20 protein-coding genes are annotated in these 18,223 nt (G+C 60.3%); 7 read left to right on the top strand and 13 right to left on the bottom strand.

Annotated features, from left to right (window positions below; all coding sequences use genetic code 11):
- Window positions 1-51 precede the first annotated feature (51 nt).
- The 6 genes from BKY26_RS17710 to hemJ form a co-directional block, all read right to left on the bottom strand.
- Window positions 52-852, bottom strand: a complete 801-nt coding sequence (locus tag BKY26_RS17710) for a ParA family protein (protein WP_425434500.1) — start codon at window positions 850-852, stop codon at window positions 52-54.
- A complete protein-coding gene (gene rsmG / locus BKY26_RS17705) occupies window positions 836-1,462 on the bottom strand; it encodes a 16S rRNA (guanine(527)-N(7))-methyltransferase RsmG (protein WP_071691701.1) in 627 nt (208 codons plus the stop codon). The genes BKY26_RS17710 and rsmG overlap by 17 nt, the downstream gene beginning before the upstream one ends.
- Window positions 1,459-3,324 carry a tRNA uridine-5-carboxymethylaminomethyl(34) synthesis enzyme MnmG gene (gene mnmG / locus BKY26_RS17700; protein ID WP_071691730.1) on the bottom strand — a complete coding sequence of 622 codons (1,866 nt, stop codon included), beginning with the start codon at window positions 3,322-3,324 and terminating at the stop codon, window positions 1,459-1,461. The genes rsmG and mnmG overlap by 4 nt, the downstream gene beginning before the upstream one ends.
- Before the next feature lie 11 nt (window positions 3,325-3,335).
- Window positions 3,336-4,619, bottom strand: a complete 1,284-nt coding sequence (mnmE, locus tag BKY26_RS17695; protein ID WP_071691700.1) for a tRNA uridine-5-carboxymethylaminomethyl(34) synthesis GTPase MnmE — start codon at window positions 4,617-4,619, stop codon at window positions 3,336-3,338.
- 16 nt (window positions 4,620-4,635) lie between these two features.
- The gene (gene rho, locus BKY26_RS17690) at window positions 4,636-5,907 is read right to left on the bottom strand and encodes a transcription termination factor Rho (RefSeq protein WP_071691699.1); all 1,272 of its coding nucleotides are present in this window, start codon (window positions 5,905-5,907) and stop codon (window positions 4,636-4,638) included.
- 132 nt (window positions 5,908-6,039) lie between these two features.
- Window positions 6,040-6,498, bottom strand: coding sequence for a protoporphyrinogen oxidase HemJ (gene hemJ / locus BKY26_RS17685; RefSeq protein ID WP_071691698.1), 459 nt, complete (start codon window positions 6,496-6,498; stop codon window positions 6,040-6,042).
- Between the two features lie 415 nt (window positions 6,499-6,913).
- Here hemJ and BKY26_RS17680 point away from each other — a divergent pair, with 415 nt between their 5' ends.
- The 4 genes from BKY26_RS17680 to dnaQ are packed head-to-tail and all read left to right on the top strand — an operon-like array spanning window position 6,914 to window position 9,660.
- Window positions 6,914-7,510 carry a Maf family protein gene (locus tag BKY26_RS17680; RefSeq protein ID WP_071691697.1) on the top strand — a complete coding sequence of 199 codons (597 nt, stop codon included), beginning with the start codon at window positions 6,914-6,916 and terminating at the stop codon, window positions 7,508-7,510.
- Complete coding sequence (locus tag BKY26_RS17675; protein ID WP_071691696.1) at window positions 7,507-8,340, top strand: shikimate dehydrogenase; 834 nt, start codon at window positions 7,507-7,509, stop codon at window positions 8,338-8,340. Before BKY26_RS17680 ends, BKY26_RS17675 begins: the two co-directional genes overlap by 4 nt.
- Window positions 8,337-8,930, top strand: coding sequence for a dephospho-CoA kinase (gene coaE, locus BKY26_RS17670; RefSeq protein ID WP_071691695.1), 594 nt, complete (start codon window positions 8,337-8,339; stop codon window positions 8,928-8,930). The genes BKY26_RS17675 and coaE overlap by 4 nt, the downstream gene beginning before the upstream one ends.
- Window positions 8,923-9,660 carry a DNA polymerase III subunit epsilon gene (gene dnaQ, locus BKY26_RS17665; protein WP_071691694.1) on the top strand — a complete coding sequence of 246 codons (738 nt, stop codon included), beginning with the start codon at window positions 8,923-8,925 and terminating at the stop codon, window positions 9,658-9,660. Before coaE ends, dnaQ begins: the two co-directional genes overlap by 8 nt.
- Here dnaQ and secB read toward each other — a convergent pair whose 3' ends face one another.
- Together secB and BKY26_RS17655 are read right to left on the bottom strand one after the other, a co-directional pair.
- Window positions 9,661-10,164 carry a protein-export chaperone SecB gene (gene secB / locus BKY26_RS17660; protein WP_071691693.1) on the bottom strand — a complete coding sequence of 168 codons (504 nt, stop codon included), beginning with the start codon at window positions 10,162-10,164 and terminating at the stop codon, window positions 9,661-9,663. It lies immediately after the preceding gene.
- A 55-nt stretch (window positions 10,165-10,219) separates the two neighbouring features.
- Window positions 10,220-10,696 (bottom strand): FxsA family protein, encoded by a 477-nt coding sequence (locus BKY26_RS17655; protein WP_071691692.1) that lies wholly within the window; start codon window positions 10,694-10,696, stop codon window positions 10,220-10,222.
- A 119-nt stretch (window positions 10,697-10,815) separates the two neighbouring features.
- Between BKY26_RS17655 and BKY26_RS17650 the strand changes: the two genes are divergently transcribed.
- The 3 genes from BKY26_RS17650 to BKY26_RS17640 all read left to right on the top strand — a co-directional run bounded on the left by BKY26_RS17650 (window position 10,816) and on the right by BKY26_RS17640 (window position 13,108).
- Window positions 10,816-11,472 carry a Tim44/TimA family putative adaptor protein gene (locus BKY26_RS17650; protein ID WP_071691691.1) on the top strand — a complete coding sequence of 219 codons (657 nt, stop codon included), beginning with the start codon at window positions 10,816-10,818 and terminating at the stop codon, window positions 11,470-11,472.
- A gap of 66 nt (window positions 11,473-11,538) precedes the next feature.
- Window positions 11,539-12,504, top strand: a complete 966-nt coding sequence (gene mltA / locus BKY26_RS17645; protein ID WP_227435083.1) for a murein transglycosylase A — start codon at window positions 11,539-11,541, stop codon at window positions 12,502-12,504.
- A gap of 1 nt (window position 12,505) precedes the next feature.
- Window positions 12,506-13,108 carry a Smr/MutS family protein gene (locus tag BKY26_RS17640; protein ID WP_071691689.1) on the top strand — a complete coding sequence of 201 codons (603 nt, stop codon included), beginning with the start codon at window positions 12,506-12,508 and terminating at the stop codon, window positions 13,106-13,108.
- On the opposite strand, the gene BKY26_RS17635 is transcribed toward BKY26_RS17640, so the two are convergent.
- The 5 genes from BKY26_RS17635 to hslV all read right to left on the bottom strand — a co-directional run.
- Complete coding sequence (locus tag BKY26_RS17635; protein WP_071691688.1) at window positions 13,091-14,317, bottom strand: MFS transporter; 1,227 nt, start codon at window positions 14,315-14,317, stop codon at window positions 13,091-13,093. The genes BKY26_RS17640 and BKY26_RS17635 overlap by 18 nt on opposite strands.
- On the bottom strand, window positions 14,314-15,405 hold the full coding sequence (locus BKY26_RS17630) for an alpha/beta hydrolase (protein ID WP_071691729.1): 1,092 nt from the start codon (window positions 15,403-15,405) through the stop codon (window positions 14,314-14,316). Before BKY26_RS17630 ends, BKY26_RS17635 begins: the two co-directional genes overlap by 4 nt.
- A gap of 35 nt (window positions 15,406-15,440) precedes the next feature.
- Window positions 15,441-16,757, bottom strand: coding sequence for an ATP-dependent protease ATPase subunit HslU (hslU, locus tag BKY26_RS17625; protein ID WP_071691687.1), 1,317 nt, complete (start codon window positions 16,755-16,757; stop codon window positions 15,441-15,443).
- Window positions 16,754-17,839, bottom strand: coding sequence for a hypothetical protein (locus tag BKY26_RS17620; RefSeq protein ID WP_071691686.1), 1,086 nt, complete (start codon window positions 17,837-17,839; stop codon window positions 16,754-16,756). Before BKY26_RS17620 ends, hslU begins: the two co-directional genes overlap by 4 nt.
- A partial coding sequence (hslV, locus tag BKY26_RS17615) for an ATP-dependent protease subunit HslV (RefSeq protein ID WP_071691685.1) occupies window positions 17,836-18,223 on the bottom strand: 388 nt, incomplete at its 5' end. The genes BKY26_RS17620 and hslV, both read right to left, overlap by 4 nt.

Below are 18,223 nucleotides of genomic sequence, written 5' to 3'. Positions count from 1 at the left end.
AGTCCGCGTCCCAGGCCCCTGCTCTTTCTCGTTGTCATGGTCTTCGTCCTCTCAGGCCTGCTGCAACTGTCGATCCAGCACTTCCCGCGCGAGATCGCGATAGGCTTCGCTTCCGCGCGAGGTCGGATCATATTGCAGGATCGACATTGCGTAAGATGGTGCCTCGCTGAGCCTTACATTTCGGGGGATTCGGGTCTGATACACCAGATCCCCGAGGTTTTCGCGGGCGTCCTCCTCTACCTGGCGACAAAGGTTGTTGCGCATGTCGTACATGGTCAACACAACTCCTTCGATCCTCAGTGCCGGATTGGCGGATTGGCGCACCTCACGAATGGTGAGCATGAGCTGAGACAGACCCTCCAACGCAAAGAACTCCGATTGCAGGGGCACCAGAACCGCATCCGCCGCAACCATTGCGTTGACTGTCAGAAGGTTCAACGAAGGCGGGCAATCCATCAGGATCATGTCGAATCCAGCCACCATTGCGGGCGCCAATGCATCCTTCAGAAGAAAAACCCGGTTTTCATTGCTCACAAGCTCCACATCGGCAGAGCTGAGATCGGTTGTCGAAGGCGCGATCCACAAGTTATCAACACCGGTTGGCAACACGATCTCTCGCAGTGGCATGTTTTCGATCAACAGATCATACGTCGTAACCCCGCGCTGATCGACGTCGATCCCCAAACCGGTTGACGCATTGCCCTGCGGATCCAGGTCGATCACCAACACCCTTTGACCTTCGGCAGCCAGAGCCGCGCCAAGATTGATTGCGGTGGTCGTCTTTCCGACCCCGCCTTTCTGATTCGCTATCGCTATGCAGCGGGGCCGCCGGGACTCAGGCACGTCGAATATCTCCGATTTTCAGAATCACGGCCCCATCGGCCGTCTGGCTGGGAACAGACTCCATGGTCATGGCCCATGTCTCAAGCGCTTCTTCCACTTCCTGCGCATGTGTCGCGCCTTTCAGGAACAATGCGGTGCCGTCAGGCGACAGATGACGTTCCGCATGGCCAAGCAGTTTGGTCAGCGAGGCAAGCGCGCGGGCCGACAGAACAGCAGCGTTTTGTGGGGGAGCCTCTTCTATGCGGCGCGTCAGAACTCCGATTTTCAGGCCCATTTCGGCTGCAACCGTCCGCAGGAAGCTGCTCTTGCGCAGATCGCTTTCGATAAAAGTGAACCGCAGGTCCGGTGCTTTTTCAAAGGCGATGGCTGAACAAACAAGCCCCGGAAACCCCGCGCCCGATCCGATATCAAGCCACAAGCCTTCTTTAACCTCACACAGATCGAATACTTGGGCGGAATCGAGGAAATGGCGCGTCCAAAGCTCCGGGATTGTGCCGGGTGATACCAGGTTGATGGCCTTCTGCCACTTCACCAACGCGGCTGCATAGGTCTCCAACCGTTCAAATGTTTCACGTGAAACATCCGCCTGCAGCCGCGCGCGGGCCTCTTGCTCGGTCATGCGCGCTTCCGTTCATGTTGGCGGATCTTGGTCAGGAGCAAAGTCAGCGCAGCGGGAGTCATACCCTCAATGCGCCCGGCCTGCCCCAATGTTTGAGGCTTGATCATTGTCAGCTTGCCACGCAGCTCATTCGACAATCCGTCAATGCCATCATAGCTGAACTCCACCGGAATCTTATGCGCCTCGTCCCGCTTTAGCGCCGCCACATCGGATTTCTGACGCTCGATATAGCTCGCATAAATCGCCTCTCGGCTGAGCTGATCTTTCGTCTCTTGATCTATCGCATCAACCTCAGGCCAAATAGCGGAAAGATGGTCCATCGTGATATCAGGGAAAGACAACAGCGATAGCGCGGTTCGGCGTTGGCCATCCTGATTCACATTCAGGCCATTGTTGCGCGCTTCCGTCGGCGTCAGATCGAGCGATTGCATCACGTCATAGCCCTTGGCCAGCCGTTCCATCTTGTCCTCGAAGGCTGCAATCCGCGCTTCGCTGGCGATACCAAGTTCCATTGCTCGGGGGGTCAATCTCTGGTCCGCATTGTCCGCGCGCAGCGTCAGGCGGAACTCCGCCCGAGAGGTGAACATGCGATACGGCTCCGCGACGCCGCGTGTGACCAGATCGTCAATCATCACACCGATATAGGATTCACTGCGGCTGAAGGTCACCGGATCCTGATCCAAGATTTGTTGAGCAGCGTTTAATCCCGCCACAAGACCTTGTGCCGCCGCTTCTTCATACCCGGTCGTGCCGTTGATCTGACCGGCCAGGAACAGACCCGGCACATCCTTGACCTCCAGCACCGGGCTCAGCGCGCGGGGATCGACATAATCGTATTCGATGGCGTAGCCCGGTTGCAGGATTTCCGCCCGCTCCAGCCCACGGATCGAGTGCACGTAATCATGCTGAACCTCTTCGGGCAAGGATGTGGAAATGCCATTCGGATAAACGGTGTCATCGTCCAGCCCCTCCGGTTCTAGGAAGATCTGATGCGACTCCTTGTCGGCAAACCGCACGATCTTGTCTTCGATAGACGGGCAATAGCGCGGGCCGATCCCTTCGATATGGCCGCCATACATCGCGGACCGGTCAAGGTTGTCGCGGATGATCTGGTGGGTCGATCCGTTGGTATGGGTGATCGCGCAGGAAATCTGGCGCACCTGCGGACCTTTGGACAGGAACGAGAACATCACCGGATCTTCATCCGCTGGCTGGCTGTCGAGGATGTCCCAGTTGATCGTTTTCCCGTTCAGGCGCGGTGGCGTGCCGGTTTTCAAGCGCCCGAGCGGCAGGCCAAATTGGTCGATCCTCTCCGCCAGCAGATTGGAGGGTTTGTCGCCCATGCGCCCACCCGAGCGTTGCTTGTCACCAATATGGATGATGCCGCGCAGGAAGGTGCCGGTGGTCAGAACCACGGCGCGCGCGCTGATTTCGCTGCCATCTTCCAGCCGGACACCGGCGATGCGGCCCCCATCCATCATCAGGTCGGCCGCTTCGCCTTCGATGATGGAAAGATTCGGCAATCTGGCCAGCTCCGCCTGCATGGCGAGGCGATAGAGCTTGCGGTCAGATTGCGTGCGCGGCCCCTGAACGGCGGGGCCCTTGCGGCGATTGAGCAGGCGAAACTGGATACCAGAGGCATCTGCAACCCGCCCCATGGCCCCGCCGAGCGCATCAATCTCTCGGACCAGATGACCTTTGCCCAGGCCCCCGATGGCAGGGTTACAGGACATGACCCCGATGGTATCCGCGCGCAGCGTCAGCAAAGCTACACGCACGCCCCGACGCGCGGCCGCATGCGCCGCGTCGGACCCGGCATGGCCGCCACCAATCACCACCACATCGAAATCCAGATGTTTCACGTGAAACACTCCTATTTGCCGAGGCAGAAACGCGAGAAGATCTCGCCCAGTACCATCTCCACATCAATGCGCCCAATGAGCGAATCAAGACGGCGGATGGCAGTACGCAGATTCTCTGCAGCCAGCTCGGTCCTGTCCGGCCCGGCTTTTACTTCATTCAGCCCCGCTTCCAAAGCCCCAAGCGCGGACTTCATCGCTTCTGCATGACGGGCATGCGTGGCGGTTGCCTGACGGGCAGCGCGGCTGGACAGCGTTTCCGCGATCCGGTCGATCAGCGCGGACACACCCTGCCCTGTTGTCCCCGAGATACCTTCGGCCCCGTGAAGATCAGCCTTGCCGAGCAAAACGATATCATCGGGCCTCAAGGTTATGTTCGGATGCTCATCCGGGCTGGATCTCAAAAAAACGCGCAGATCAGCAGCCTCTGCCCTCGCACGGGCACGGTCGATCCCGATGCGCTCGATCTCGTCGCCAGCATCGCGCAGACCGGCGGTATCCAGAACGGTCACGGGAAGACCGCGCAGGTCCATCCGCACCTCGATCACATCTCGGGTGGTCCCTGCAATGTCGGAAGTAATCGCGGCCTCGCGCCCCGCCAAGACGTTCAGAAGCGTGGACTTCCCGGCATTGGGCGCACCGAGAATGGCCACTTCAAACCCGTCACGGATCCTCTCGGCCACATCCACCCCGGCAATCTCGCGCCTCAGGTCGTCCATGACCGGGATCAGCAGAGCCACGACTTCCGGCGTCACATCAACCGGCACCTCCTCATCGGCAAAGTCGATTGTGACCTCTAGCAAGGCCGCAGCCCGCAGCAGGTTTTCCCGCCACCCCTCGACCAACTGACCCAGACTGCCAGAAAGCACCCGCAAGGCCTGCACCCGTTGCGCCTCGGTTTCTGCGTCGATCAGATCGGCAAGGCCCTCGACCTGCGCCAGGTCCATTCGGTCGTTTTCTAGCGCTCGGCGAGTGAATTCCCCCGGCTCCGCCATGCGCGCCAGCCTTGTGGCGGAAATCGCCGCCAGAACGGCCTTTATCGTCGCCGGGCTGCCATGGGTCTGAAGCTCTACCACATCCTCCCCAGTGAAGCTGTGCGGGGCCTGGAAGGACAGCACAAGGGCATCGTCCAGATGTGCGCCTTGCTCGTCCAGCAGTCGCCGAACGCGCGCCATACCTGCCTGAGGAACCGACCCGGCGAGCGCCTGACCCACGGCAAATGCCTCCGGACCCGAAATACGGATCACAGCGACGCCGGCCTTTCCCGGCGCCGTGGCCAGCGCAAAGATCGTGTCCATGGGCCCCTCCGCGGGGTCAGCTGTTCATTGAATCGAAGAACTCGGCGTTCGTCTTGGTCTGCTTGAGCTTGGAAATCAGGAACTCGATGGCATCTGTTGTGCCCATCGGATTCAGGATCCGGCGCAACAGGAAGGTCTTGTGCAGGTCCTTGGAATCGACCAGCAGATCCTCTTTCCTTGTGCCGGACTTGAGGATGTCCATCGCCGGGAAGACGCGCTTGTCGGCGACCTTGCGGTCGAGCACGATTTCGCTGTTACCGGTGCCCTTGAATTCTTCGAAGATCACCTCGTCCATGCGGCTGCCAGTGTCGATCAGCGCGGTGGCAATGATGGTCAGCGACCCGCCTTCTTCGATATTCCGCGCAGCCCCGAAGAAGCGCTTGGGGCGTTGCAGGGCGTTCGCATCCACACCACCGGTCAGCACCTTGCCGGAGCTCGGAACCGTGGTGTTGTAGGCGCGGCCAAGACGGGTGATGGAGTCGAGCAGGATCACCACGTCACGCTTGTGTTCCACCAGACGCTTGGCTTTCTCGATGACCATTTCCGCAACAGCCACGTGGCGCGTCGCGGGTTCATCGAAGGTCGAGGAAATGACCTCACCCTTCACAGACCGCTGCATGTCCGTCACCTCTTCCGGCCGTTCGTCGATCAGCAACACGATCAGGTAGCATTCCGGGTGGTTCTTCTCGATCGAGGTCGCGATGTTCTGCAACAGAACCGTCTTACCCGTGCGCGGCGGCGCGACGATCAGCGACCGCTGACCTTTCCCGATCGGCGACACAAGGTCGATGATGCGGGCGGAGCGATCCTTGATCGTCGGATCGTCAATTTCCATCTTCAGCCGCTCATCGGGATAGAGCGGCGTCAGGTTGTCGAAGTTGATCTTGTGGCGGGCGCGTTCGGGATCTTCGAAGTTGATCTGCGCGACCTTCACCAGCCCGAAGTAGCGTTCGTTTTCGCGCGGGGCGTGGATCACACCCTCAACCGTATCACCGGTCCGCAAGGAATGCTGCCGGATCATGTCGGGCGAGACATAAATGTCATCGGGGCCCGGCAGATAGTTTGCCTCGGGAGAACGCAAAAACCCGAACCCGTCCTGCAGAACCTCCAGCACACCGTCGCCAGAGATCTCCCACCCCTCTTCTGCGCGCTCCTTGAGGATCTGGAACATCATCTCGCCCTTACGCATGGTCGAGGCGTTTTCAATGTCCAGTTCTTCGGCCATCGCCAGAAGGTCTTTAGGAGATTTGGCTTTCAGATCAGCCAGGTTCAGAGTTTCAGTAGTCATGGAAAATAGTCCCTTGGCTGGCCCTGCCCTGTTTCAGGCATGCCGCGTGTCGGTATTCATAGGGAAACAGCAAGGCCGGACGGCCAAGTTGACAAGCGAGATAAGGAAAGGCCGCGGCCAAGTCAACCGGGCTTAGGAAAACGGCCTGGCGATGACGGAAATGACGATCACCACCATCAGCAGCGTCGGAACCTCGTTCATCATCCGATAGGTCCGACCCGTGCGGTTGTTCTCGCCCTTGGCGAAGTCCTTGCGACGCAGGGCCAGCCAATGATGAAACCACGTCATCCCCAGCACTGCTGCGGCCTTGGTCCAGGGCCAGACATCGCCCCAGTAGACGATCCCCGGTGTGAATACGAGCGCGAGGCCAAAGATCCAGGTGGCGATCATCGCGGGGTTCATGATCACCCGCAGCAGCTTGTATTCCATGGTCTGGAAAAGCTGGTCGGTATCATTGCCCTGACCCACCTGTTCGGCGTGATAGACGAAGAGACGCGGCAGATAGAACAGCCCCGCCATCCAGGCGAGCACTGACATCACATGCAGGCTCTTGGTCCAGGGATAGGCTGCCGCCAGAAAATCACCGATCATGGGTCGCTCCGTTCTCTGCCTCCTTCAATAAATATATTTATTTAAAAGAAAAGATGATGTGGTTGTTGTACCGGGGATAACTGGGAAAACCGGGTTTGACCGAAAGAACTCAGAGGGTTTTCCACAGGTCTTTGTCCCCCGCACTTTCATGGATCAAGCCTGTGGAGTATGGATAATAATTATTTAATATCAGGTATTTATGAGGAAACCTCATGTGAACAACCATGGGACAATCTGTGCCTGACTCCAGCAACATCAAACCAATCCCCGTCTAACTGGTGATGAACTGTCCCCGTGGAAAACACTTGGGCAAAACACCGTGGAAGGGCGATCCGGGCTTGGATGACCAGGGAAGTCGAAGATATACAGAACCCATTCCCGGGCTTGGCCCCAGACTTGTTCATAGAGTTATCCAATGACGCAGATCATTCTGGCCTCAAGCTCCGCCATCCGGCAGACGCTGCTAACCAATGCCGGTATCCCATTCACCGCCCTGCCCGCGCGCATTGACGAGGACGCCATCAAGGCCGCTTTGCTGGCCGAGGAAGCAACCCCGCGCGATGTGGCCGATGCCCTGGCAGAGTTCAAAGCTCGCAAGATCGCTGAAAAGCACCCAGAGGCCACGGTGATCGGATCGGATCAGGTACTGGAATTTCAGGGACAGATTCTGTCGAAACCCACCAGCAAGGAGGATGCAGCCGACCACCTCCGCGCGCTGCGTGGCAAGCAGCACAAGCTACTCTCTGCCGTTGTCGTCTATTCCGGGGCCGAGCCTGTCTGGCGCTATGTCGGTCAGGTCCGTCTGCTGATGCGCGACATCACTGACAACTATCTGGCGGCTTATCTGGCCCGGAACTGGCCGGGGATCGGGGATAGTGTGGGCAGCTATAAGCTGGAAGAAGAGGGCGCACGGCTTTTCAGCCGCGTCGAAGGCGACTACTTTACCGTTCTGGGTCTGCCACTTCTGGAACTCATCGGGTTCCTGACCCAAAGAGGAGACATCGAAGGATGACGGAAAAGCTGTTGCTGGCCGGGGTGATCGGCGACCCGATTGCGCATAGCCGCTCTCCTCGTCTGCATGGCCACTGGCTGTGGCGCTACGGGATCGACGGGCATTACGTGCCTTTGCACGTCACCCGCGAACGGCTGCACGACACGCTGCGCCTGTTGCCCGATCTGGGGTTCAAGGGCGTTAACGTCACGATTCCGCACAAGGAAACCGTGCTGCAGATCGCAGATTCCGTGACCGACCGCGCGGCGCTGATCGGTGCGGCCAATACGCTGACCTATACGGCGAATGGGAAATTGCAGGCTGATAATACCGACGGCGTCGGTTTCATGGAGAACATTCGGCAATATACGCCCGGTTGGTCCGCCTCCGAAGGGCCTGCGCTGGTGCTTGGGGCCGGAGGGGCCGCGCGGGCGGTGGTTTCCGCCCTTCTCTCTGACGGTTGTCCGCATGTGTTTCTGGTCAATCGCACCCGCGCCCGGGCGGAAGCCCTTCAGGATCATTTCGGCGCCAAGGTCCATGTCGCGGACTGGACGCGGATTCCCAACGTGCTGGATGAGGTTGCTTTGCTGGTTAACACCACCTCGCTTGGGATGGTCGGCAAGCAACCCCTTCATATCGACCTGGACAGGCTGAACCCGGCAACGGTCGTGAATGACATCGTCTACACCCCTTTGCGGACGGAACTGCTGGAAGAGGCCGCTGCGCGTGGTTGTCATACCGTCGACGGATTGGGAATGCTACTGCATCAGGCCGCACCGGGGTTCGAACGCTGGTTCGGTGTGAAACCGGAGGTGGATGACGACCTGCGCGCGGTGGTGTTGGGGGAATGAGCTATATTCTCGGCCTCACCGGTTCTATCGGGATGGGGAAATCCACCACAGCCCAGTTTTTCCGCGACGCGGGTGTGCCGGTCTGGGATGCGGATGCCGCCGTGCACCGGATCTATGCCAAGGGCGGTGCAGCTGTTGAGCCGATCAGCAGAATCTGTCCCGACGCAACTGCGATTGGCAAAGTGGACCGTGACGCGCTGAAAGAGTGGATCGCGCGGGATGACACGGCGCTGGCGCAGCTGGAAAAAATCGTGCACCCGCTTGTCGCCGCTGACCGAGCGGACTTCATCTCCGCCAACACCGATGCGCCTTTGATCGTTCTGGACATCCCCCTGCTTTTCGAAACCGGATCGGCCGCCAACATGGACGGGGTGCTTGTCGTTTCGGTCGATGCGGGAGAACAGCGCAGGCGCGTGCTGGCACGGGAAACGATGACTGAGGAGATGTTCGCCTCCATCCTCGCCCGGCAAACCCCCGATGCCGAGAAACGCGCCCGTGCTGATTTCGTGATCGAGACCTATGATCTGGACAGCACCCGTGCGGACGTGATGAAACTGATCGAAAGGCTGACCGGGGAACACCATGCGTGAAATCGTGCTCGACACTGAAACCACCGGATTCGACCCTGAATCAGGGGATCGGATCGTCGAGATCGGGGCGATCGAGCTCTATAATCACCTACCCACGGGCGAAACGTTTCACGTCTATATCAACCCGGAACGGTCCATGCCGGACGAGGCGTTTGGCGTGCACGGTATCGGCCCTGACCTGCTGGAATCCGGCCCCCGCGGCCCGAACCCCGGAGAGGTGACGCTAAAGGACAAACCGGTCTTCTCGGCCTTCGGGCAGAAATTCCTCGATTTCGTGGGCATGGATTCCAAGCTGGTCATCCATAATGCCAGCTTCGACATGAAATTCCTGAACGCGGAGTTGCGCTGGCTGAACCTGCCGCAGATCCCATGGGAACGCGCCGTCGATACGCTTGCCATCGCGCGCAAGAAATTTCCCGGCTCGCCAGCGTCTCTGGATGCACTTTGCCGCCGCTTCGGGATCGACAATTCGTCACGAACTCTGCATGGCGCGCTGCTCGACTCCGAGATCTTGGCAGAGGTCTATCTGGAACTGATTGGCGGGCGTCAGCCCGATTTTGCGCTGTCTGCGCGGGTCGAAACCAGTTCGACAGGCCAGCCGACCGAAGCCTGGCGCCCGAAACCACGGCCCAATCCACTGCCCTCAAGGATCACCCAAGAAGAAGCCGCCGCCCATGCATCCTTTGTAGAGGAGATGGGCGACGGCGCTGTCTGGAAGAAGTTCGGCTGATTACGCGTCCGCGTGCGGCTTGGTCTGCGCGACGCGGGCCAGCTGGTTGCGATAGATCTGCACGAAATCCATGTTGTCGAGGTTCAGCGGCGGATAGCCACCGTCACGCGAAATGTCGGACACGATGCGCCGGATGAACGGGAACAGCATGCGCGGGCATTCGATATGCAGGAACGGATGAAGCTGCTGCTCGTTCACGTTTTCGATCTGGAACACGCCGGCATAATCCAGCTCGATCAGGAAAATCTGCGCGCCATCATCCTTGGTTTTGTTGTCGATCTTCAGTTTGACGACAACATCGTACTGGTTTTCGGTCTGGCGCTTGCGCGCTTCGACACCGACCTGCACCTGAATTTCAGGCTGCGTGTTGCCCTGAAGGGATTTCTGGGCGGCGATGTTCTCGAAAGACATGTCGCGAATGAACTGGGCAAGGACCTGCATCTTGGGCAGGACGGGGGCCTGCGCTGCGCCTTCGGGGGCTTGGGTCCCGTTTTCTTCGGCCATCTGTATCTCCGGGTTTAAAAGGTTGCAGGCGGTTTATCAGGTGAATTCGGCTGCCTCAATGGCGAGTCCACCCGGAAGGCCCGTTTCGCGGCGGGTTTTCGTCAACTTCATAGTCGCCTTCGATGATCACATCGGGGCTTTGACGTGTTTGCGTCCATTGCTGCTGCCCGGCAACGACCGATTCAACCTTGATCCTTTTGCGCAGCTCTCGAAGCACCAGATTGCGAAAGCCCGGAACCAGCAGCGCAAAGCCAAGCGCGTCGGTGAAAAACCCCGGCGTCAACAGAAGCGCCCCAGAAAACAGGATCATCGCGCCATGCGCCAATGGCTCGGTTGGATCGTTCAAGTCGTTGAAACTGGTACGAAGATTGGCCATCGCCTGAGCACCCTGCGACCGCACCAGCATGGACCCCAGAACCGCCGTCAGCACCACAATTCCTAGTGTTGGCCACAGCCCGATCAACCCGCCCACCTGGATGAACAGGGCGATTTCAATCAGCGGCACGCCGATAAACAGGAAAAACAGCCACATCTTGCGTCCTTTCTTCGACAACAGCGGCGGTTGGCACATGGACTTGACCGCCCCCCGCGCCTACATATGTGCCATCGAGCCGCAAGATTTAACCCCACCCGCCCGAAAGAGGTTCCGACATGAATTCCCTACTGCAGCTTCTGGTGTTGGCCGGGATCGCGATTTTCCTGATCCTGAAGTTGCGCAGCGTTCTTGGCACGCGGGACGGTTACGAGAACCCGCAGGCGGAAGCGCCCGCGCGCCGCAGTCCCGCGCGTCGGGATTTCGAGGTGATCGAGGGCGGCCCCGATCGCGATATCACCGATCATGTGGATGACGGTACCGATGCCGCCAAGGCGCTTGCCGCGATGAAGATGGCAGAGCCCGGCTTTTCCGTATCGGAGTTTCTGCAAGGTGCCCGTGGTGCCTATGAGATGATCCTTATGGCCTTTGAAAACGGCGATGTCGAAGGGCTGCGCCCGTTCCTGGCCGATGACGTGATGGAAACCTTCGAAGAGGTGATCCGCAACCGCGAAGAACAGGGTCTGTCCATCGACGCGAATTTCGTCGGAGTGCGGGAACTGGCCTTGCAGGACGCAAGTTTTGACCGCGCCGATAATATGGCCGAAGTCACCGTGCGTTTCGTGGGCGAGCTGACCTCTGCCGTGCGCAACGCTGCGGGTGAACTGGTCGAAGGCGACCCCAATGCCATCAAGCGCCAGCGCGATGTCTGGACCTTCGGGCGCAAGATGGGCAGTTCCGATCCGAACTGGGTTCTGGTCGCAACCGGCGGGTGACCCCCCATGCGCGGCGGGCTTTTTTCTCTGGTCTTGTCCGCCGCGACCCTGTTTTGTGCCCCGGTAATGGCACAGCACAACGCACAGATACTCAGTTTCGACGATCTCGACGGATGGGCCGAGGACGATCATCAAGCTGCGCTTGAGGTCTTTCTGAACACCTGCCCGGATATGAATGACGGCGAATGGCTGCGCCTTTGCGCCGTGGCGCAGCAGCAGCCCAATGCCCGCACTTTCTTTGAGCTGTTCTTTCGTCCTGTCCTGATCGGTGGTGATGAACCCGCGCTTTTCACGGGCTATTTTGAGCCGGAACTGAGCGGGTCGTTGACCCCAACCTCTCGTTACCGGTTCCCTGTCTATCGAATGCCGCCAGATGTGGTGGAACCCTGGCACACAAGGCGAGAGATTGAACAGGACGGGCTGCTGGAAGGCCAGGGGCTGGAAATTGCCTGGGTCGATGACGCGGTCGAGCTGTTCTTTCTGCAAATTCAGGGGTCTGGCCGCATTCGTCTGCCTGATGGCCGCGTGATCCGTGTGGGGTATGCTGGCCGCAATGGGCATGAATACCGGTCCATAGGACAGGAGCTGATCCGCCGCGGTATCTATCAGCCGCATCAGGTCTCCGCGCAGGTCATCGGGTCCTGGGTGCGGCGTAACCCGACAGCGGGGCGCGAACTGCTTTATCACAACCCGTCCTATGTGTTTTTCCGCGTCATCCGCACGCGAAACCCGGATGACGGGCCGCTCGGCGCGATGAACCGATCCATCACGCCTATGCGCTCGATTGCGGTCGATCCCCGGTTCACCCCGCTTGGTGCACCGGTCTGGATTGAAAAGGATGGCGAAAGCCCGCTGCGCCGGCTGATGATCGCTCAGGACACAGGCTCTGCGATCCAAGGCGCACAACGGGCTGATGTGTTCTATGGCTTCGGGGATGAGGCCGGGCTGGAGGCTGGCCGTATCCGCGACCCCGGACGGATGATCGTGCTGATGCCGATCGAGCTGGCCAACCTGATGGTTCCGGACGCCTGATATGTCGCGAAGAAGGCCCAGAACCCTCAGCGCGGAAGATCGCAAGCTGTGGTCCGCCGTGACGCGAACGGTCACCGCCGCGAGGCCCCAGAAGCCGAAGGAAGATCTCGCCCCCACACCCGACCGGCACCACTCGAAACCGAAGCACAAGCAAAGCTTCGAGGTCAGCGATTTCCGCATTGGGGAGGCCGCGACCAGCGCAATGCCCGGCAGTCAGCTCGCGCCGTCGGTTTCCGAACGGCTGGCCCATGCCCCGGTGAGGATGGATCACGGCACCCACAAGAAAATGCTGCGCGGCAAGCTGAAGCCCGAGGCGCGGATCGACCTGCACGGGATGACACTGGCGCAGGCGCACCCGGTTCTGACACGGTTTATCCTCGGTGCGCATGAGGACGGTCTCAGGCTGGTTCTGGTGATCACCGGAAAAGGCAAGGACCGCGACGATCCCGGCCCCATCCCGATCCGGCGCGGGGTGCTGAAACATCAGGTTCCAAACTGGCTGCACATGCCGCCGCTTGGTCGCGTAGTCTTGGATATCCGGGAGGCACATATCCGCCATGGCGGCACAGGGGCGTATTACGTCTATCTACGCCGGGCGCGATAGGCTGCGGGCGGCGGTCGTCACCCCGAACCAGATCAGACCAGAGGCCAGCAGGAACCACATCGTGATTCCCAACATCTGCTCGGGGAATGTGATGCCCCGATCAATCAGCACCCCCGAAATTGCAGGCCCGATGGCAGAGCCAAGGACCATCGCAGCCGTGGCGATGGACTTGATCCCGCCGATATGGCGCGTGCCGTAGAACTCCGCCCAGAAGGCGGAGGGAAGCGTCGAATTTGCCCCCGTTGTCATTGCCATCAAGGCAAAGGCAAGCGCCGCACCCCAAAGCGACTCGGTACTTGCCATCACCACGAAGCTGATCGCAATCGGGATCTGGTAGAAAGGCATCAGACGTTTGGTGCCGAACCTGTCGATTGCCCACCCCGCCAACAGCATGAACAGCGTCGATACGCCCGTGTAGACCGGGAACAGCGCGACAAAGCCCACATGGCTCCAGCCCTTGACCTCAGCCAGATGCACCTGCTGGAAAAACAGCGCGGTAACAAAGGCCGATGGCCCCAGGATCGAGGGCAGCACGAACCAGAACAGCGGATGCCGCAGCATCTCCTTTCGGGTCCAGTGCCGCCCGTCCATGCCAAGCGCAGTGTCGCCTTCAGCAAGCGATTGCGGGGTACGTTCCTGGCGCAGCAGTCTCTGCATCACCGGCAACATCAGCAAGATGAAAAGGGCTGCAACCATCCACAGATAGTGCCAGTCGATCAGGGTCATGGCGGCCACGAACAGCACCGGCAAGATCGCCTCGCCCACGGCATAGCCGGATGCGGCGATGGCCAGCGCCTTGCCCCGCGTTGCCACGAACCAGCGGGCCATGGCGACCATCGCAATATGGCTTGTCATGCCCTGCCCGGTGAAGCGCAGAAGGAAAATGGACAGGGGCAGCAGCGCCGCATAGGGATTGAACGCCATGAACAGACAGGCGAAGGCCAGCCCGGCAAACACAATGGCCCCCAGCACCCTGACCCGCAGCCGGTCGGTCAGAACCCCGGACCAGACCATGACGATGGCCGATGCCGTGGTGCCGAGCGAGTAGATCAATCCCCAATCCCCGTCAGACAGGGAAAAGGTGGACATGATCTCGCCCGCGAAGATCGAGATGAAGAAGGTTTGCCCAAAGCTCGACGTGAAACTCAGCAAGGCCCCGGCCAGCAGAAACGCCTTGTTTTCGCGCAGGAAAGCCAGTGCGGCGGTCATTGTCCCACCGGCGACAACAGGATTTGCGTGGCGTTCCTGACCGTCAGAACCGTCCCGGAGACCAGATCAATCGGGATATCCCCGCTTCCCGTGCCAATATCGGGCAGGCCCTGAAACATCTGGATCAGCGAAGGCGACGTGACCAGAGTCGAATGATTGGTCCAGTCCCCGACACCGGATCGGAAGGCAGAGATATCGACCAGCAGAATGTTGAACTCGGCCACATCCTCTGCCGTTCCTAGATTGCCAAGCCGGTTCTGACGCCCGGTGATGCCTGCCGACAAGCGCAAGGCGCGGTCATTGGCCGAGGTAAAGACGACGAAAGGCTGCGGCAGCGGGTCCACGGCGCGTGCCTGGCTCTGGAACACTTCTATGTCGATATCGGGTGAGATCAGCACAATCCCTGACAGGGACTGCAAGACGGCGTCATCGCCTGAAATGCGGATCTGGCGCAGGGTTTCCATGGTGATATGGCCACCAAGCGAATGTCCCACCAAAAGGATGCGCCGCGCCCCTGCAGCGTGCAGATCGCGCAGGAACTGTTCCAGAGCATCCCGTGAAAACGCCGCACTTTCCCGGTCGAACACGTAGCCGAAAGGGTTGCCCGCGCTCGGCCAGGCGAAATGCGCGGTCAGGCCGGGCGCGTCATAGTCATGTGCCATCTGCGCAATACGGAACAGACCGGACGCGAAGTTGTTGTTGTAGCCATGAACGAACACCACGACCTCCTGATCTTCAGGCGGGAGCGCATTCAGCGCCGTGCGAATATCGGCACGAAAAGCCGTTGGGCTGGGATAGCTGCCAGCGTCCGTCACGACGAAATCGGTTGTCGGGTCAGGGACCTGGCCCCGAGGCCAAGTTACCTCACCCAAGTCACGATTCGGCGGAATAGAGACATCAAACCGAGCGTACTCCACCCCGCTTTCCCGACCCGCAGTGAAGTTCTGATCCTCGAATGCGCGATTTGTGGCGACGAAAACGGTTCGCACCCCGGCATCCGGAACGGTGCGGGTGACCATGGCGATATTCGGCGGTGTTCCGCAGGCGGCTGTCAGAAACAGAAGCGCGGCCAGAAGGAAACGAGTCACGGGCAAAGAACCGGAATAACAGGGCGTTTGCCCGCCTATAGCACGTAGCGCCCCAGATCGGCAGAGCGCATCAGCTCGCCCAGATTCTTTTCCACGAATGCGGCATCCACGACAACGGCATCACCTCCCCGGTCCGGGGCCGTAAAGCTCAGCTCTTCGAACACCCGCTCCATCACCGTATAAAGCCGCCGCGCGCCGATATTTTCGACGCTGGTGTTCACCTCGGCGGCAATTGCAGCAAGTGCCTTGATCCCATCCTCGGTGAAGGTAACGGTGACCTCTTCGGTGGCCATCAGGGCGGTGTATTGCCGGGTCAGGGCGTTGTCGGTTTCCGTCAGAATCCGCACGAAATCCTCTTCCGTCAGCGCCCGCAGTTCCACCCGGATCGGAAGGCGCCCCTGCAATTCGGGCAGAAGGTCCGAGGGCTTGGCGATGTGGAAGGCGCCCGAGGCGATGAAGAGGATATGGTCGGTCTTGACCGGCCCGTGCTTGGTGCTGACGGTCGTGCCCTCGATCAGCGGCAGCAGGTCGCGCTGCACGCCCTCGCGGCTGACATCCGCGCCGCGTGCGTCGGACCGGGCAGAGACCTTGTCGATCTCGTCGATGAAGACGATGCCGTTCTGTTCGACCGCGCGCACCGCCTCGCGCGTCACGGTTTCCTGATCCAGCAGCTTGTCCGCCTCTTCGTCGATCAACACGTCATAGCTGGAGGCGACCGTCATCCGCCGTTTCACGGTGCGACCGCCGAAGGCTTTGCCGAAGATATCGCCCAGGTTCATGCCGCCGCCCATGGCGCCCATACCGGGCTGGCCGGGAATTTCAAACATGCCGCCCATGGGGCTGGAGGTATCGGCAATCTCCAGCTCGATCATCTTGTCGTCCAGTTCACCCGAGCGCAGCTTGCGACGGAACATCTCGCGCGTCTGTTCGCGGGCATCGGTGCCAGCCAGGGCCTCGATCACACGTTCCTCGGCGGCCTCATGGGCATTGGCCTTGACCTCTTCTCGCATGTGTTCGCGCACCATGATCTGCGCGGCATCGACCAGATCGCGGATGATCTGTTCTACATCGCGGCCGACATAACCCACCTCGGTGAACTTGGTGGCTTCGACCTTGATGAAGGGCGCGCGGGCGAGCTTCGCCAGACGGCGGCTGATCTCGGTCTTGCCCACGCCTGTGGGGCCGATCATCAGGATATTCTTCGGATAGACCTCGTCCCGCAGGTCGTCGCCCAATTGTTTACGCCGCCACCGATTGCGCAGGGCCACGGCCACGGCACGTTTGGCATCTTTCTGGCCGATGATGAAACGATCCAGCTCGGACACGATTTCGCGGGGGGTTAGGTCGGTCACGTTATTGGCTCCTCAGGGGTCAGAATGTCCCAGGGGGGAAGGCGGGTTTTGCCGGGGAAACCCGGCAGCGTGTTCATGATGGCGCGGCGGATGTTTTCCCACTGCGCGCCGAGGACGATCAGCACGAGGCCAAGCATGAAGATGGACAGGAAAGCCGCGCCTTCCATCACCGTGAAGGCCAGCGCCACGATATAGCCGACACCGGACACAAGGAAGGATCGGCGGTCGATGGCGATGGCAAAGATCGCCATGGCCAGAACGAACACCAGGACCATCAGCTGTGCGGTGACGGTGCCGATATCAAAGAGCGTCAGGGAAACCGTGTTGACGATAGCGGGGGCGGCAATGACGTGCAGCCAGAAGCCGCTGGACGACCGGCGTGTGACGCGATGCGGGTCGCTCATGTCAAAGCGCAGTGCGACGGCAAGCCCGACAAGGCCAAGCACAATGGTCAGGACGGCGAAGGGGCCTTCGGCTGACAGAAGAAACAGGTCGCGCGGATCATCGGGCAGGGTGCCGCCGATCGCGATGATGCCAAAGCAGGTGGCGAAGACGCCAAGCGCGATCAGAGCCATGGCAAAGGGCACACGGAACACCGCGTAATAGATGCACAGCAACACGGTGGACAGACCGGCGCCAAGTGTCAGGGTCATCGGCAGGTCCCCCCGAAGCATCCAGCTGAGACCCATGCCGAACTGCGCCGTCGAGATGCCAAAGAAGATCGCCAGCGCAATGGACGGCGCAACCATCCGGCGCTTGAGGGTGAAATAGCGGGCCAGCAGAATGACCGCCCCCGCGGCCAGAGCCGCATAGACCATCGTGGCGATGTAGCCGATGGATGTGATCTCGAACAGGCTGAGCCCGGTCAGCCCGAGCCAGCCTGCGAAAAAGATGCTCAGACCCACGACGATGAAAATCTCGTTGAAGCCCTTGTACAGCTCGAACGGTTCATCAAGCCCGGTCATGTGTTCGCGCACCCCGCGCCTTGCGTCGGACAGTGCCACAAGGGACGCGGCCTGGGCCTCGGAAATCATGCCCGCGCCAACGGCGGCGCGGATATCGTCGCGGTTGACGCCGGTCATGCGCCGATCCGTTCCACCGTCAGGTTGCCATTGGTGTAGACGCAGATATCGGCGGCGATGGCCATGGCGCGGCGGGCGATATCCTCGGCGCCCATGTCCCCGTCGATCATCGCGCGGGCCGCAGCGAGGGCATAGTTCCCGCCCGATCCGATCGCTGCAATCCCGTGCTCGGGTTCCAGCACATCGCCCGCGCCGGTGATGACAAACAGATCGCGCCCGTCGGTGACGATCAGCATCGCTTCCAGTTTTTGCAGGTACTTGTCGGTCCGCCAGTCCTTGGCAAGTTCCACACTGGCGCGGGCCAGTTGACCGGGCGTTGCCTCCAGCTTGGCCTCCAGACGTTCGAGAAGCGTAAAGGCATCGGCGGTCGATCCGGCGAACCCC

Origin of the sequence: Nioella sediminis (assembly GCF_001879695.1) — a bacterium.
Taxonomy (GTDB): Bacteria; Pseudomonadota; Alphaproteobacteria; order Rhodobacterales; family Rhodobacteraceae; genus Nioella; species Nioella sediminis.
This window is presented reverse-complemented; position numbering and strand designations above follow the sequence as displayed.

Coding starts and splice junctions, on each gene's coding strand:
- rsmG (WP_071691701.1), bottom strand. CDS start 1,462: ATGACCGAGCAAGAGGCCCGCGCGCGGCTGCAGGCGGATGTTTCACGT.
- mnmE (WP_071691700.1), bottom strand. CDS start 4,619: ATGGACACGATCTTTGCGCTGGCCACGGCGCCGGGAAAGGCCGGCGTC.
- rho (WP_071691699.1), bottom strand. CDS start 5,907: ATGACTACTGAAACTCTGAACCTGGCTGATCTGAAAGCCAAATCTCCT.
- hemJ (WP_071691698.1), bottom strand. CDS start 6,498: ATGATCGGTGATTTTCTGGCGGCAGCCTATCCCTGGACCAAGAGCCTG.
- BKY26_RS17680 (WP_071691697.1), top strand. CDS start 6,914: ATGACGCAGATCATTCTGGCCTCAAGCTCCGCCATCCGGCAGACGCTG.
- BKY26_RS17675 (WP_071691696.1), top strand. CDS start 7,507: ATGACGGAAAAGCTGTTGCTGGCCGGGGTGATCGGCGACCCGATTGCG.
- coaE (WP_071691695.1), top strand. CDS start 8,337: ATGAGCTATATTCTCGGCCTCACCGGTTCTATCGGGATGGGGAAATCC.
- dnaQ (WP_071691694.1), top strand. CDS start 8,923: ATGCGTGAAATCGTGCTCGACACTGAAACCACCGGATTCGACCCTGAA.
- secB (WP_071691693.1), bottom strand. CDS start 10,164: ATGGCCGAAGAAAACGGGACCCAAGCCCCCGAAGGCGCAGCGCAGGCC.
- BKY26_RS17655 (WP_071691692.1), bottom strand. CDS start 10,696: ATGTGGCTGTTTTTCCTGTTTATCGGCGTGCCGCTGATTGAAATCGCC.
- BKY26_RS17650 (WP_071691691.1), top strand. CDS start 10,816: ATGAATTCCCTACTGCAGCTTCTGGTGTTGGCCGGGATCGCGATTTTC.
- mltA (WP_227435083.1), top strand. CDS start 11,539: ATGGCACAGCACAACGCACAGATACTCAGTTTCGACGATCTCGACGGA.
- BKY26_RS17640 (WP_071691689.1), top strand. CDS start 12,506: ATGTCGCGAAGAAGGCCCAGAACCCTCAGCGCGGAAGATCGCAAGCTG.
- BKY26_RS17635 (WP_071691688.1), bottom strand. CDS start 14,317: ATGACCGCCGCACTGGCTTTCCTGCGCGAAAACAAGGCGTTTCTGCTG.
- BKY26_RS17620 (WP_071691686.1), bottom strand. CDS start 17,839: ATGACCGGCGTCAACCGCGACGATATCCGCGCCGCCGTTGGCGCGGGC.